This window comes from Streptomyces sp. NPDC048255 (assembly GCF_040652415.1).
GTDB lineage: Bacteria > Actinomycetota > Actinomycetes > Streptomycetales > Streptomycetaceae > Streptomyces.
The window spans coordinates 136974-152030 of the sequence record NZ_JBEZMA010000016.1 but is presented as its reverse complement, the minus strand read 5'-3'; the positions used below and the strand labels follow the sequence as shown (position 1 = coordinate 152030).

Here is a 15057-nt window from a genome sequence, read left to right as displayed (position 1 = left end):
ATGGCGTCCGCCACCCGCCGGTGGCTGGACATAGGCCGCCCACGACCAGTCACCCACCTCCCGCACGCGTCAGCGGGTGGTTTGTGCGCATTTGGAGGCGAGTTGAGGTGTGGAAGGCGTCTTGACGGAGTGAGATGCCGAGAAATCCGGCATCAGACTCCGTTAGGGCGCTTTTGGCCTCCCGGACGGCCATTGGGGAGTCTCTCAGGCCCCTCGGTAGCCCTCAGATGCCCCTTCCCGTCCTCCGGCAGCTGACAAAACGCCCTTTCCGCCGCTGCTCGCCGTCAGACGTCCGACTTCGGCCCCCATCGGCGGCCCGTGGGCGGCTTGCACTCATCTCGCACTCGGCTGGTCGACGCCCACTCACCTCAGGCGCCTACCGGACCGGTGGCGGCCTATGTCCAGCCCCAGATGGGCGCCGGACGCCGTCGCTCGGGAGCGTGTAGCGATCTGTGGCGGCTTATGTCCAGCCCCAGGCGGGTGGCAGACGCTAAGAGGTGAGGAGCGCGTAGCGATTTGATGCGCTACCGGCTCTGGGCGGCTTCTGCCGGGGGTCTGGTCGGGGTCTTGCTCCGACAAGGCGGCTGCACCCAGGCCGCGCCTCCCCGGCCGCCCCGAATGTCTATTGGTCCCAGGTGACCGTTCTTTTGGGGGCTTCCCGACAGTCCTGTCTTTCCGTGTCGGGACGGCCGGTCAAGGGTGGCCGCAGGCCATCGCGAAGCGACGCGACCGCAGGGAGCGCCCTTGAGGGGCCGGCCCGACACGGAGAGACGATGGGACTGACGGGAAACCCCCAAACCTTCCCTGATCGGGTCCCACTGGCACAGGCCCCCAGGCCCCCGCCCAGCCTTCAAGATCCCGTCCCACCGGTACAGGCCCCCGAAGCCCCGCCCAGCCTTCAAGATCCCGTCCCACCGGTACAGGCCCCCGAAGCCCCGCCCCGCCTCCAAGATCCCGCCCCGCCGCTACACGCCCCCGAAGTCCCCGCCCCACCCCCACGATCCCGCCCCGCCACCACCCCCCGCCCCCGAAGCCCCCGCCCCGCCCCACCCCGCCGCCCCCACCCCCAGGGCCACACGGGGGAGTTCGGGGGGCTGGCCGACTCGGGTGGGGGATTTGTCATACCGGACGTGGCAGCATCGGGGCCTCGGAGGTGACCCCATGTCACGTCGGCTGCTTCGCGCCGCCTGCATCGCCGCAGTACTCGTGCCCGCGCTCGTCGCGGCCGGGCCGCTTCCCGGTGCCCACGCCGAGCCCGGCGGGTCCGGCGGGCCCGGTGAGTCCGTCGGGGTGCTGCTCACCCGTCTGCAGGGGTTGTACCAGAAGGCCGAGGAGGCGACCGAGGCGTACAACGCCACCGAGGTCGCGCTGGGGGCCCGGCAGGGCGAGGAGCGGCGGCTGGCGTCCGAGCTCGGGAAGGCCCGTACCGCCCTCGGCTCCGAGAAGGCCGCCGCCGGGCGGCTGGCCCGGGAGCAGTACCAGGGCTCGCGGGGCCTGTCCCCGTACGCCCGGATGCTGCTCGCCGGGGATCCCCGGGTCGCGCTCGACCAGCGCCGGCTCGTCGCCCGTGAGGGTGCCCGCCGGGCCGCCGTACTGGAGCGGCTCGTGCGGGGTGAGCGGAAGGCGGGGGCGCTGGCCGTCCGGGCCCGCAAGGCCCTGGATGCGGAGCAGACCCTGGCCGCGGAGCGCAAGCGGCACAAGGAGGAGGTGGCCTCGCAGCTCCGGGCGGTGGAGCGGATGCTGGCTTCGCTGACTCCCGCGCAGCTCACGCGGCTGGGCGAGCGGGAGGCCGAGAACACCGCCGACGCGCAGCGGAAGCTGGTGGATTCGGGCCGGCTGGGGAGCCCGGGCGCCGCGGCGGCCCGTACGCCCACGGCCGCCGGGGGCGTGGCGCTGACGTACGCGGCGGCCCAGATCGGCAAGCCGTACGTCTGGGGCGCCGAGGGGCCGGGGTCCTTCGACTGTTCGGGGCTCACCTCGCAGGCCTGGGCGCACGCGGGGCGGAGCATTCCGCGGACCAGCCAGGAACAGTGGGCGCAGTTGCCGAAGGTGCCGCTCGACCAGCTGCGCCCCGGTGACCTGGTGGTCTATTTCCCCAAGGCCACCCATGTGGGCCTGTACATCGGCGACGGCAAGGTGATCCAGGCGCCGCGCCCCGGGGCGCGGGTCAAGGTGTCGCCCATCGCGGCGAATCCGCTGCTCGGGGCGGTGCGGCCGGATCCGGAGGGGGCTCCGCTCGACCGCTTCGTGCCCCCGCCGCTGCCCGAGGGCGCGGCGGCGGGGGACGACGCGGGCTACTCGGCCGAGTCGGCGCCGGATGCCGGGTCCGGCGAGGCGGACGGCAAGGCCTCGGACGAGGCCGAGGACGAGTCGGAGGACTAGGCGGCAGACCTGTCGAAGACCCGTCGAGGACTAGTCGGAGGAAGAAGCGGACGGCTGCGCCGACGCCGCCACCTCCGCCAGGTAGTCCGCCGCGTCCTCGGGGTCGTAGAAGTACGCGTCGAAGTCGGCCGGGTTGTCGAAGCCGTTGGCGAATCGATCCGCCACCGGCTGGAGCTGCCCGGCGGCGCCGATCAGGTTCAGTACGTGCTCCGGCGGGACGCCCAGCATCGCGTTCGTCCACTGGGTGACCGGCTTGCCCGTGGTGAACCAGTACTTGTCGAAGGTCGCCTTCATCCACGGCTCGTCGAACGGCTTGTCCCCGTGCATCAGGATCGAGGAGAGGTACGAGGCCGCGCACTTGGCGGCGGAGTTCGAGCCCTGCCCGGTGATCGGGTCGTTGGCGACGACCACGTCCGCGACACCGAGTACGAGCCCGCCGCCCGGGAGGCGGCCGATCGGGTTGCGGACCACCGGCGCATAGCGGCCGGCCAGGGTGGCGCCCTCGTCCGTCAGCTCCGCCTTCGTCGCCCGGGCGTGCTCCCAGGGCGTGAACTTCTCCATCAGGTCCAGCGTCAGCGCCAGGTGCTCCCCCGGGGACCTGATGCCCTGGAAGGCGTCCAGCGGGCCGCCCGGGATGCCCTCCCAGAACAGGATGTCCGCCCGGCCGGAGGTGGTGAGGGTCGGCATGACGAAGAGTTCGCCGACGCCCGGCACCAGGTTGCAGCGGACGGCCTCGGTGTCCGGGTGCTCCGGGCGCGGGTCGAGCCCGTGCACGTACGAGACCGCGAGCGCGCGCTGCGGGGCGTCGTAGGGGGAGCGCGCCGCGTCCCGGCCGAACATCGACACCAGCTCGCCCTTGCCCGCGGCGACCAGCGTCAGGTCGTAGGTACGGGAGAAGTAGTCGAGGTCGGCGACGGAGGCGCCGTGGATGACGAGCTGTCCGCCGCGCTGCGCGAAGGTGTCGAGCCAGCCGGCCATCTTCACGCGCTGGTCCACGGACTGCGCGTAGCCCTTGAGGCGGCCGAGCCAGTCGATGGGACGCGTGGCGTCGGGGGCGGCGACGGAGACGCCGAGGCCCTGGATCTTCGGGGCCTGCTGCTCCCAGAAGTTGATCCGGAGGTCGCGCTCGTGCTGGAGCGCGGTGTCGAACATGCACTGCGTGGACATGACCCGTCCGGTGCGGATCTCGTCCGCCGTCCGGTTGGACATGAGGGTGACCTCGTACCCCTTCGACTGGAGTCCGAGGGCGAGCTGGAGACCGGACTGGCCGGCCCCCACGACGAGTATCTTGCGCATCTCACGTTCTCGATTCGGGTCTATTCGGGTGTGGTGTCGAGGGCGTGCCCCACCAGCGTCAGCAGGGATTCCACGACCGTCGGCCGATGCCGCGCGTCCATGATCACCACGGGTACGTCCGGCGGGATCGTGAGCGCCTCGCGCACGTCCTCGGGCTCGTAGGACCGCGAGCCCTCGAAGTGGTTGACGGCGACGGCGTACGGGAGCCCGCAGCTCTCGAAGTAGTCGAGCGCCGGGAAGCAGTCGCGCAGCCGGCGGGTGTCGGCCAGGACGATGCCGCCCACGGCCCCCCGCACCAGGTCGTCCCACATGAACCAGAACCGCTCCTGGCCCGGGGTCCCGTACACGTAGAGGACGAGGTCGTCGTCGAGGGTGACGCGGCCGAAGTCCATCGCGACGGTGGTGGTGTTCTTGTCCGGGGTGCCGGAGAGGTCGTCGGTCGGGACGCTGGCCTGGGTCATCACCGCCTCGGTGCGCAGCGGGGTGATCTCGGAGACGGAGGAGACGAAGGTGGTCTTGCCCACGCCGAATCCGCCCGCGACCAGGACCTTGACGGCGACGGGTGCGCGGGAGCGGTCGTACTGCCAGGGCTGGACGGGCTCGTCGTCGGCCGCCGGCACCGCCGGCGGGACCGGCCGGTCAGAGACGGCGAAGGCCACTGAGCACCCTTTCGAGCAGCGCGCGTTCGGGGCGGCCGGTGCCGTGCCCGGTCCCGTAGACGCGGATCCTTCCCTGGTCGGCGAGGTCGCTGACCAGGACGCGGACCACGCCGAGCGGCAGCTTCAGCAGCGCGGCTATCTCGGCGATCGTGCGCATGCGGCGGCAGACCTCGACGATGGCGGGCATCTCGGGCATGCGGTCGGGCTTCTGCGGTTCGGACGCCTTGGTCTCCAGGGCGGCGACGAAGGTCTCCACCAGCAGGACCTGCGTGAAGCGGGTCCTGCCGCCCGTGAGCGAGTAGGGACGGACACGGGCGGGGCGGCGGTCGGCGCCGCGTATCGGCAGCCGGTCGGAGGCCGGACTCCTCACGGGGTGTTCTCCATCGACTGGCGCAGCTCGCTGCGGACTTCGGGGGTCAGGACGTGGCCGGCGCGGCCGACGAACAGGGCCATGTGGTAGGCGACGACGCTCATGTCGCAGTCGGGGGTGGCGTGCACCCCGAGCAGCGAGCCGTCGCTGATGGCCATGACGAAGACGGAGCCGTGCTCCATCGCCACCATGGTCTGCTTGACGGAACCGCCGTCCATGAGGGCCGCGGCGCCGGTGGTGAGGCTGCCGAGGCCGGAGACGATGGTGGCGAGGTCGGCGGAGGCGCCGCGCGGGCCCTTGGGGCGTCTCGGGCTCTCGGCGGGGCCCGCGGTGGCCGCCGGGCCGGCCGGTCCGTCCGGCCCGGCCGGTTCGGAGGACAGGAGCAGCAGCCCGTCCGAGGAGACGACGGCGACGGAGTTGACGCCGGGTACCTCCTCGACCAGGTCGGTCAGCAGCCACTGCAGGTTGCGGGCCTGGGTGCTCAGTCCGTACGTACTGGGCGCGGTCATGTGCGTGCCTCCTGTGCGGTGTCCCCCCGGTCGGTCTGCCCCTGCCCTGGTCCCTGCCCCTGGTCCTGCGCGTCGTCCTGGCCGCGGTCCTGTGCGAGCTCGGCGGCGACCACGCGCCGCCCGTCCTGGGCGCCCTGGTAGAAGCCGCCGAGGCGGCGCCGCAGTTCGTCGGCATCGACCTTGCGCGGCGGCTCGGGCCGCGCGTCGGGCCGTACGTCCTCCACGCGGCCGGTGGCCACCGTGCGCGGGGTCCGCTTCGGCAGGCCCTTGCCGGTGACGGTCGGGGCGGCGGGGGCCTCCCGGGCGGGCTCGGCGGGGGCGGCGAGGTCGGAGGGATGGCCGCCCTGGCGGGGGAGCCAGTTGCCCTCGTCGGCGGTGTGGCTGTGCGGGTCCGCCTCCGGCTCGGGCGCGGGGGCGGCGGTCGGCACGGGCTCCGGCTCGGGCGCGGCGGCCGGGGCCGGCGCCGGTGCCGGGACGGTGAAGACCTGCTCGGCGGGCGGCAGCGGTCCGTCCACCGGGTCGGTGAAGGCCACCGGCTCGGCGAAGGCCACCGGGTCCGCCTCCGCGACGACCCGGGCCAGCAGCTCCTCGGCCGCGGCGGGCTCGGGCAGCGGCTGCTCGGCGGCGGGCTCAGCGGCGGCGGGCTCGGCCTCGGGCTCCGCCGGAGCGCGCTGCTCCGGCGCCGCGAACGCCTCCGGGGCGGCGTCCGGGACCACCCGGGCCAGCAGTTCCTCGGCGGGCTCGGGCACGGCCGCCCGCGCGGGCTCCCGCTCCGGCGCGGACTCCGCCAGCGGCTCGGGCAGGGGCTCCGTCAGCGGATCCGCCGGCGGCTGCACCCCCGCTCCGCGCGTGTGCCTCGGCAGGGTGTTCTCGTTCGCCTCCGCGACCACGCCCGGCAGTCGCAGCGCGGACGCGCCCGGCGTGGCCAGGGTGTGGACCGGGGTCACCGGCGGGCCGGCCGGGAGGAGCGTCGCCGGGACGACCACCAGGGCCTCGGTCCCGCCGTGCCGCGGGGCGCGGAGCTCAGCGGTGACCCCGTGCCGGGCCGCGAGCCGCCCGGCCACGTACAGGCCGAGGCCGAGGCCGTGTTCCGCCTCGGGTTCCTCGTCGTAGGCCTCGGGCGTGGACAGCCGGGAGTTCAGCGATTCCAGCCGGTCCTCGGTGACCCCGATGCCCTCGTCCACGACGGACAGCACCACTTCGCCGGAGTCCAGCAGCCGGCCGGACACCTTGACCTTGGCCTCCGGCGGCGAGAAGGTCGTCGCGTTCTCCAGGAGTTCGGCGAGCAGGTGCGAGACGTCGTCGGCGGCGTGTCCCGCGACCTGGATGTACGAGGGCAGGTCCGCGAGGTCGACGCGCTCGTAGCGCTCGATCTCGCTGACGGCGGCCCGCATGACGTCGACCAGCGGTACCGGGAGCACCTGGCCGTGGCCGTGTTCCTGGCCGGCGAGGACCAGCAGGTTCTCGTTGTGGCGGCGCATCACGGTCGCCAGGTGGTCCAGCTTGAACAGGGTCGCCAGCCGGTCGGGGTCCTGCTCCTTGGACTCCAGTTCCTCGATGACCGCGAGCTGGCGCTCCACCAGGCCCAGGGTCCGCAGGGACAGGGAGACGGAGGTCGTGGACATGACCCGGCGGTGTTCCTCCAGGCCCGCGCGGAGCTTCGTCAGCTCCTCGTCCAGCACCTCCCGGCTGGAGGTCAGCGCCTCGTTGCGGCCGATGAGCCGGCGGCGGTCGGCGTCGAGCCCGGCGATCCGGGTGTGCAGGGAGACGGTCTGGTCGCGGACCGCGTTCAGGTGGCGGACGACCTCGGCGAACTCGTCGTTGCGGCCGGTGAAGCGCACCGGCTCCACCGAGCCCTCCGGCGTGGCCAGCCGCTCGGCGCCCCGGCGCAGGACCGACAGCGGGCGGGTCAGGGAGCGCGCCACGGCGGTGGAGACGCCGACGGTGACCAGGAACAGCACGCCCAGCAGGGCGACGAGGGTCTCCAGCCGGGTCACGTCGTCGTCGCGCAGCCCGGCGAGGGCGGTGGCCCGCTGGCCGGCCAGGGTCGATTCGACGGACCGCATCCGGTCGATGCGGGCGGTGAGCGCGGGGGCGATGGTGGCCCCGTCGGTCTTGCGGTCGGCCGGGGACAGGGTGGGCCGCTCGGTGAGCCGCTTGAGGTGCTCGTCGGCCGCCTTGACCTCGGGTCCGGTGACGGTCGCGGCGAGGGTCTGGCGTACGTCGGGCCGGGCGACCCGCGCGAAGTCCTCCAGGGCGGCCTGCTCCCGTACGCGCGCCCGCTGGGCGGCGGTGGTGAGTTCGTCCGTCACGGCCGAGTTGGGGAGCTGCTCGCCGCGGGGGACGGCCAGCGCGGCGAGCAGCAGTCCACGGGTGGCCGAGGCCTGTTCCACGGCCTGGCCCAGCGGGGCCAGCGGCCGGACGGTGGCCAGGGCGGCCTCGGCGCGCGGCGGCGTCAGCTCGGTGAGCCGGTCGCCCGGGGCGAGGAGTTCGGCGATGACACCGGCGTAGGCCTGGTGGGCGGCGAGGGGGCTGCCCTTGCCGTCGACGGCCTCGGTGCGCACGGCCTGGACCCGGCCGAGGGCGCGGGCGAGTTCCTCGTCGGCCTCGGCCCGGACCTCGGCGAGCTGCCGGTCGGTGCGGGTGGCGCGCTCCTGGACGGCGCCCTTGGCGGCGCCGGGGCGGCCCTTGGCGACGTACTCGATGACGGCGTCGCGCTCGTCGCCGAGGAGGTGCGCGAGGGTGAGGGTCTGCCTGGTCTGTTCCGCGAGGGTGACCAGGCGTTGGGAATCGTTGAGTTCCGTCGAGGCGGTGACGACGGCGGGTGCGCCGGCCGCGAGGACGATGAGGCCGGAAACGGCTACGCCTACGACCAGCCTGCGGCGCACGCGGACGCGGCGTCCTGCGGGGGCCGGGCCGTCGGTGGCGGTGCCGTTCTTCCGAGACCGCTTCTTCTGCACCGGTGCTCGCAATCCTGTACGTGTGCTCTAGCTCGTCTACTCGTGTGGCCGAGGTAACGGCCGGTCAACAAGTAAACGCCCCCTGCCCCCTCGTACCGCCTCAGACCTTTGCAGTGTGATGGGGAGAGAGCCGCACATCGCCCACCCGGCCACTCGAACGAGTGAACATCACGGATGAGTTGGCAACCAACTCGGACACCCCGTGCCAGAGCGCCGCCGTGGACGGGCGGTTGAAAGATCGATGCGGCCTTTGGCAGGATGCCCGGCCACATCGCACGCCCGGGCCCCGGATCCCGGGGACGGCGGGCGTCCGGTGGACCGGCCCCGCGCCCGCCCGCCTTGGTACGAACCTTCCCGGCCACGGCGGGGCCCGCCGGGCAGAATGCCGGTATGCGCATCGACCTCGCCTCCGCCCCCGGCAGCCCGGAACGCCCCAACGAGGACTGGGTGTCGGCCGCGCTGCCCGCCTGCGGCGGGGGCGTCCTGGTCGCCCTGGACGGGGTCACACCGCCTCGCGGCGACGACGGGTGCGTGCACGGAGTGCCGTGGTTCGCGGCCCGCCTCGGGGGCCGATTGACCGAACTGTCCGGATCGCGGCGGGACATGCCGCTGGACCGGATCCTGGCGGAGGCGGTCCGCGCCACGGCCGAGGCGCACCACGACACGTGTGACCTTTCTCACGTGCGGACGCCGCAGGCGACGGTGGTCGTGGTCCGCTGGGACGAGGCCTACGTGGAGCACCTCGTGCTCTCGGATTCGGTGCTGCTGCTCCAGGCGCCCGGGGGCGAGGTGACGGCGGTGCTCGACGACCGGCTGGACCGGGTCCCCCGGGAGGTGCTGCGGTCGGTGGGGGCTACGGACGCCCTGCGCAACGCGGAGGGCGGCTTCTTCACCGCGGCGGCCGATCCCGCGGTGGCGGCCCGGGCGGTGACCGGGCGCACCCCGCGAGGGGAGGTCCGGGCGGTGGCGGCGCTCACCGACGGGGCGAGCCGGTGGACGGACCACTTCGGGGAGGGCGACTGGGCCGAGTGCCTGGGGGTGCTGCGCAAGGAGGGCGCGCAGGGGCTGATCGGCCGGGTGCGGGCGATCGAGTCCGACCCGGCCCGCCTTGTGCCTCGCGGCAAGCGGCACGACGACGCGTCGGCGGTGTACGCGGAGCTGTAGCGGGCCGGCTCCGCCGGGTCCGGCTCCGCCGGGGGGGGCCGGGTTCGGCTCCGCCGGGGGGGCCGGGTTCGGCTCCGCCGGGGGGGCCGGGTTCGGCTCCGCCGGGTCGGCTCCGCCTGGGGGCCGGGTTCGGCTCCGCCGGGTTCGGCTCCGCCGGGTCCGGCTCCGCCGGGTTCGGCTCCGCCTGGGGGCCGGGTTCGGCTCCGCCCGGGCCGGGCGCCGTGGGGCGGGGACACTGCTGCGCGTCCCCGCCCCACGGCGCCCTGCGGGCCACCCCGGGCACACACCCGGCCCCGGTCGCGCGCTCGCCCTGCGGGGGCCTGGTCTACTCCCCGCCGGTGTTCAGCTGGTTCAGCAGGCGGGCCAGTTCCGCCACCTCGCCTCGGTCCCACCCGGCGAGCTTGCGCATGTACCGCTCGCGCCGGGCGTCGCGTACCCGCAGGAAGCGCTCGCGGCCCTCCTCGGTGAGGCCGACCAGGAAGGCCCGGCCGTCGGCGGGGTCCGGCTCGCGGGCCACCAGGCCGAGGACCTCCAGGGCCCGCAGCTGGCGGCTCATGGTGGCCTTGCCGACGCCGAAGTAGGCGGCGAGCTCGGTGGCCCGCTGCCGTCCGGCGGCTTCGAGGCGGGTGAGGAGCCCGTACGCCGCGGGTTCCAGCTCGGGGTGGAGGGCGCGGGCCATCTCCCCGGACGAGGCGCGTGCGCGCCGGAGGAAGACGGACAGCTCCCGCTCCAGGGCAAGGAACTCCTGGTCTTCGCTCCCGTGCACGTCCTGCTCCCATCGGTGGTCCGAGCCGCCAGTATTTCGCAGTGGGCGCGCCGACGGCCCGGGGCCCCGCCGGGGCGGGGTCCCGGGCCGTACGGTCGGCCGGTCAGACGGCGGTCGGGCAGCCGTCCGGCAGGCCGGTCAGACGGCCGGTCAGGCGGCCGGTCAGGCGACGGCCGTGACCGAGGCCTGCGTCCGGTCCAGGGCCAGTTCCAGGACCTGGCGCACATCCGTCACGGGATGCACCTCCAGCCCCTCCAGCACCTCGGCCGGGACGTCGTCCAGGTCGGCCTCGTTGCGCTTCGGGATGATCACGGTGGTCAGCCCGGCCCGGTGCGCGGCCAGCAGCTTCTGCTTCACCCCGCCGATCGGCAGGACCCGCCCGGTCAGCGAGACCTCACCGGTCATCGCCACGTCGGTGCGCACCTGCCGCCCCGAGAGCAGCGAGGCGAGCGCCGTCGTCATGGTGATGCCCGCGCTCGGGCCGTCCTTGGGCACCGCTCCCGCCGGGAAGTGGATGTGCACGCCCCGGTCCTTGAGGTCGGCGACGGGGAGCTCCAGTTCCGCGCCGTGCGAGCGCAGGAAGCTGAGGGCGATCTGCGCCGACTCCTTCATGACGTCGCCGAGCTGGCCGGTCAGGGTCAGGCCGGCCGCGCCCGTCTCCGGGTCGGCCAGCGAGGCCTCGACGAAGAGCACGTCGCCGCCGGCTCCGGTGACGGCGAGGCCGGTGGCCACGCCGGGGACGGCGGTGCGCCGTTCGGCCGGGTCCTGGGCGGACTCCGGCACGTGGTGCGGTCGCCCGATGAGCGCCCGCAGTTCACCGGCGCCGATCCGGAAGGGCAGCTCCCGCTCGCCGAGTTCGTGCTGCGAGGCCACCTTGCGCAGCAGGCGCGCGAGGGAGCGTTCCAGGGTGCGTACGCCCGCTTCGCGGGTGTACTCCCCGGCCAGCTTGCGCAGGGCGTCCTCCTCCAGGACGACCTCGTCGGCGCCGAGCCCGGCGCGCTCCAGCTGGCGCGGCAGCAGGTGGTCCCGCGCGATGACCACCTTCTCGTCCTCGGTGTACCCGTCCAGGCGGACGAGCTCCATCCGGTCGGCGAGCGCCTCGGGGATGGCCTCCAGGACGTTGGCGGTGGCCAGGAACACCACGTCGCTCAGGTCCAGTTCCACCTCCAGGTAGTGGTCCCGGAAGGTGTGGTTCTGCGCCGGGTCGAGGACCTCCAGCAGGGCTGCTGCCGGGTCGCCGCGGAAGTCGGAGCCCACCTTGTCGATCTCGTCGAGGAGGACCACCGGGTTCATCGACCCGGCCTCCTTGATGGCCCGGACGATCCGGCCCGGCAGGGCGCCGACGTAGGTCCGCCGGTGTCCTCGCACCTCGGCCTCGTCCCGTACGCCGCCGAGGGCGACGCGGACGAACTTGCGGCCCATGGCGTGGGCCACCGACTCGCCGAGCGAGGTCTTGCCGACTCCGGGCGGCCCGACCAGGGCGAGCACCGCGCCGCCGCGGCGTCCGCCGATGACGCCCATCCCGCGCTCGGAGCGCCGCTTGCGCACGGCGAGGTACTCGGTGATGCGGTCCTTCACGTCGCTGAGGCCCGCGTGTTCGGCGTCGAGGACGGCCCGGGCGCTCCGGATGTCGTACTGGTCCTCGGTCCGCTCGTTCCAGGGCAGTTCGAGGACGGTGTCGAGCCAGGTCCGGATCCAGGAGCCCTCGGGCGACTGGTCGCTGGAGCGCTCCAGCTTCTCGACTTCCTTGAGCGCGGCCTCCCGGACCTTCTCGGGGAGGTCGGCGGCCTCGACACGGGCCCGGTAGTCGTCGGACTCCTCGCCGTCCTTCTCCCCGTTCAGCTCGCGCAGTTCCTTGCGGACGGCCTCCAGCTGCCTGCGGAGCAGGAACTCGCGCTGCTGCTTGTCGACGCCGTCCTGGACGTCCTTGGCGATGGACTCGGCCACGTCCTGTTCGGCCAGGTGGTTCCTTAGCCACTTGATGGCGAGGCCGAGGCGGGTGACGGCGTCACCGGTCTCCAGCAGTTCGACCTTCTGGTCCAGCGTCAGGAAGGGGGAGTAGCCGGAGTTGTCGGCGAGGGCCGAGACCCCCTCGATCTGCTGGACCCGGTCCACGACCTGCCAGGCCCCGCGCTTCTTGAGCCAGCTGGTGGCGAGCGCCTTGTACTCCTTGACCTGCTCGGCGACCACGCCGGGCAGTGGGTCCGGGACGCTCTCGTCCACGGTTTCGCCCTCGACCCAGAGCGCGGCGCCGGGGCCGGTGGTCCCGGCGCCGATGCGGACGCGTCCGCGGCCGCGGATGAGCGCCCCGGGGTCCCCGTCGGAGAGTCGGCCGACCTGCTCGACGGTCCCCAGCACGCCGGTGCCCGCGTACTTCCCGTCGACGCGCGGCACGAGCAGCACCCGGGGCTTCCCGGTCCCGGCCGCCGCCTGGGCGGCCTCCACTGCCCCCCGTACCTCGGCGTCGGACAGGTCCAGGGGAACGACCATTCCGGGCAGCACGACCTCGTCGTCGAGCGGCAGCACGGGCAGGGTGAGCGTTACGGACGTCGAAGCCATGATCTTCCCTCCGGCAGTGAAGTTGAGCTATGCCGACTCAATGCATCTGCGTCCCCCAATGTTCCCCAACACCCGTTCGCCCCGGGCGAACAGCGCTCGCGGCCCGTGCGACCGTCAGTCGGCCGCGGAGATGCGGACGTCGCCCGAGGTGGTCTTCGCCGAGAGGGTGGAGGAGGCCGCGGGGTCCGCGGGGAGCGAGACCTCACGGGCGCCGGAGGTGGTGGAGACCGCGATCCGGTACGCGGCCGAGGGGACCTTCAGGGCGAGGTTCCCCGAGCTGGTCTCGGCGGCCACCGCGGCCGGAGCGCGCGTGAAGTCCAGGCGGGTGTCGCCCGAATCGGAGCGGATGTCGGCGCTCAGGCCGGCCAGGCCGGTCGCGGTGATCGCGCCCGAGGAGGTACGGATCTTCAGCGGGCCCGCGACCCGGTCCGCCTCGACCGCGCCGGAGTCGGACGTCAGGTCGGCGGCCGCCACCCCCGCCACGGTGATCTCGCCGCTGCTGTTGCCGAGCCGGACCGTGGCGGAGGCCGGGACCTCCAGGCGGTAGTCGATGGAACACGTGCCGGAGCAGCCGTCGGTGAAGGTCAGCACACCGCCCGAGACCTGCTGGCCCGGGGTGGGCCGGGTATCGCCGCGGTAGTGGACGGTGCGGCGGACGGTGACGCCGGGTCCGGTGCCGGCGACCACCTCTATCGAGCCGGCCCGGGCTTCCGTCAGTTCGACCGCGGTGACGGCCTCGGCGACGGTGGCGTCGGCGCTCGCCGTCCGCTTCGGGCCTTCCCCGAAGGAGCAGCCGGCCAGGAGCAGGCCGACGCCGAGCGTGGCTGCCGCCGTGCGGGCGGGGCGAAGTGACGTGGCGTGAGAAGTCATGCTCCGATGCTCGTGCAGCGGCGCCGTCCGGCCGATGGGGGCGGTACCCGGACCGGGGGTGGTGCTATCCCCCTGTCACCGGACCCGCCGGACCCGCCGGACCTGCCGGACCCGTCGGATCCGCCGCCGGGCCGGTCGCCGGGCCGGTGGCCACCGGGAGCTCCGACGGCATGCCCCACTCGCTCCAGGAGCCGTCGTACACGGCCAGTTCGCGGTACCCGGCGAGGTCGGCGCCGAGGGCGAGCACGCAGGCCGTGACCCCCGACCCGCAGCTGAAGTAGAGCCGCTGCCGGTCCCCCGCCACCGCCGCGAAGGCCTCGCGGAGTTCGGCGGCGGGCCGCATCAGGCCGCCGGGCCGCTGGAGCTCGCCGAACGGCAGGCTGACCGCGCCGGGCATGTGGCCGCCGCGCAGGCCGGGGCGGGGTTCGGGCGCGGTGCCGGCGAAGCGTTCACGGGTACGGGCGTCCAGCACGGCCGCGGCCGGGTCGGCCAGGGCGGCGGCGACGGTATCGCTGCCGACGAGCAGCCCGGCGCGGGGGCGGGCGGTGAAGGAGCCGCGCGGGCCCTCGTACACCGGGCCGGTGGCCTCCACGGGCAGGCCCGCGGCGGTCCATGCGGGCAGCCCGCCGTCGAGCACGGCCGCCCGGTCGAAGCCCATGGCGCGCAGCATCCACCAGGCGCGGGCGCTGGAGTAGACGCCCGCTCCGTCGTAGACGACGACGGTGTCGGTGTCGTGCACGCCGAGGGCCCGCAGCGCCTCGGTGAACTGGGCGGGCCCGGGCAGGGTGTGCGGGGCGGGGGCGTCGTGGTCGGACAGGGCCCCGTCGAGGTCGAACGGGCGGGCCCCCGCGATCCGGTGGCCCGCGCCCCGGTGGGCGCCGACGGAGGCGTCGAGGACCACCAGACCGGGTGCCCCGAGCCGCTCGGCCAGCCACCCGACCCCGACCAGAGCCCCGGGCACCCCGCCCGCGCCGGGCCCGGACCCGGAAGCTCCGGTCCCGCCCGGCAGGGGAACTCCGGGCACGGCCCCGCCGGGCGCGGCCCCGGAGGCCCCGGACCCGCCGGGTACCGGCTCGCGGGATGCGGAGTTCGGGGACGTGGGCATACGGCACCTCCTGGGGGCTCGGCCGACCGCCCCCGGCGGGGCGGCCCGCCGGGCGTGCGACGCGGAACGCCCCATCCTCCGGCCTCCGCCACGGCCCGGAACGACCGGGGGCCGGGGACACGGCCACCGCCGCGGCCCGGCCACGGGCACGGGCACAGGCACAGGCGGGAGCACAGGGACGGCCACAGCCGGGCCCCGGCCACGCATGGGCGCGGGCACGGGCATGGGCGCGGGCATGGCCATGGCCACAGCCAAGGGCACCGCCGCGGGCATGACCGCCGCCACGGGCGGGAGCACGGGCACAGGCACGGCCACTGCCACCGCCACCGCCACCGCCACCGCCACCGCCACCGCCACCGCCACCGCCACCGCCACCGCCACCGCCACCGCCACCGCCACCGCCACCGCCACCGCCAC

The 15057-nt window shown here is 74.6% G+C and carries 12 protein-coding genes; 3 read left to right on the top strand and 9 right to left on the bottom strand.

Going from position 1 to position 15057, the window contains the following annotated elements:
• The first annotated feature begins 1161 nt into the window (after positions 1-1161).
• Positions 1162-2382, top strand: coding sequence for an NlpC/P60 family protein (locus AB0D94_RS16145; protein ID WP_362051632.1), 1221 nt, complete (start codon positions 1162-1164; stop codon positions 2380-2382).
• Positions 2383-2412: 30 nt separating this feature from the next.
• On the opposite strand, the gene AB0D94_RS16140 is transcribed toward AB0D94_RS16145, so the two are convergent.
• The 5 genes from AB0D94_RS16140 to AB0D94_RS16120 are packed head-to-tail and all read right to left on the bottom strand — an operon-like array spanning position 2413 to position 8176.
• Positions 2413-3678: a styrene monooxygenase/indole monooxygenase family protein gene (locus AB0D94_RS16140; protein ID WP_362051630.1), complete on the bottom strand. Its 1266-nt coding sequence runs from the start codon at positions 3676-3678 to the stop codon at positions 2413-2415.
• Positions 3679-3698: 20 nt separating this feature from the next.
• Complete coding sequence (locus AB0D94_RS16135; RefSeq protein ID WP_362051628.1) at positions 3699-4337, bottom strand: ATP/GTP-binding protein; 639 nt, start codon at positions 4335-4337, stop codon at positions 3699-3701.
• Positions 4318-4707, bottom strand: coding sequence for a DUF742 domain-containing protein (locus AB0D94_RS16130; protein ID WP_266934276.1), 390 nt, complete (start codon positions 4705-4707; stop codon positions 4318-4320). Before AB0D94_RS16130 ends, AB0D94_RS16135 begins: the two co-directional genes overlap by 20 nt.
• Complete coding sequence (locus AB0D94_RS16125) at positions 4704-5216, bottom strand: roadblock/LC7 domain-containing protein (RefSeq protein WP_362051625.1); 513 nt, start codon at positions 5214-5216, stop codon at positions 4704-4706. The genes AB0D94_RS16130 and AB0D94_RS16125 overlap by 4 nt, the downstream gene beginning before the upstream one ends.
• Positions 5213-8176, bottom strand: a complete 2964-nt coding sequence (locus AB0D94_RS16120; RefSeq protein WP_362051623.1) for a nitrate- and nitrite sensing domain-containing protein — start codon at positions 8174-8176, stop codon at positions 5213-5215. The genes AB0D94_RS16125 and AB0D94_RS16120 overlap by 4 nt, the downstream gene beginning before the upstream one ends.
• Before the next feature lie 390 nt (positions 8177-8566).
• On the opposite strand from AB0D94_RS16120, the gene AB0D94_RS16115 reads away from it, so the two are divergent.
• Positions 8567-9340, top strand: coding sequence for a hypothetical protein (locus tag AB0D94_RS16115; RefSeq protein WP_362051621.1), 774 nt, complete (start codon positions 8567-8569; stop codon positions 9338-9340).
• Positions 9341-9665: 325 nt separating this feature from the next.
• On the opposite strand, the gene AB0D94_RS16110 is transcribed toward AB0D94_RS16115, so the two are convergent.
• The 4 genes from AB0D94_RS16110 to AB0D94_RS16095 form a co-directional block, all read right to left on the bottom strand.
• Positions 9666-10106 (bottom strand): MarR family transcriptional regulator, encoded by a 441-nt coding sequence (locus AB0D94_RS16110; protein ID WP_362051619.1) that lies wholly within the window; start codon positions 10104-10106, stop codon positions 9666-9668.
• Positions 10107-10268: 162 nt separating this feature from the next.
• Positions 10269-12665, bottom strand: coding sequence for an endopeptidase La (gene lon, locus AB0D94_RS16105; RefSeq protein ID WP_362051617.1), 2397 nt, complete (start codon positions 12663-12665; stop codon positions 10269-10271).
• Between the two features lie 114 nt (positions 12666-12779).
• On the bottom strand, positions 12780-13535 hold the full coding sequence (locus AB0D94_RS16100; protein WP_362051615.1) for a DUF4097 family beta strand repeat-containing protein: 756 nt from the start codon (positions 13533-13535) through the stop codon (positions 12780-12782).
• Positions 13536-13599: 64 nt separating this feature from the next.
• Complete coding sequence (locus AB0D94_RS16095; RefSeq protein WP_362051613.1) at positions 13600-14640, bottom strand: sulfurtransferase; 1041 nt, start codon at positions 14638-14640, stop codon at positions 13600-13602.
• 235 nt (positions 14641-14875) lie between these two features.
• Between AB0D94_RS16095 and AB0D94_RS16090 the strand changes: the two genes are divergently transcribed.
• A partial coding sequence (locus tag AB0D94_RS16090; RefSeq protein ID WP_362051611.1) for a hypothetical protein occupies positions 14876-15057 on the top strand: 182 nt, incomplete at its 3' end.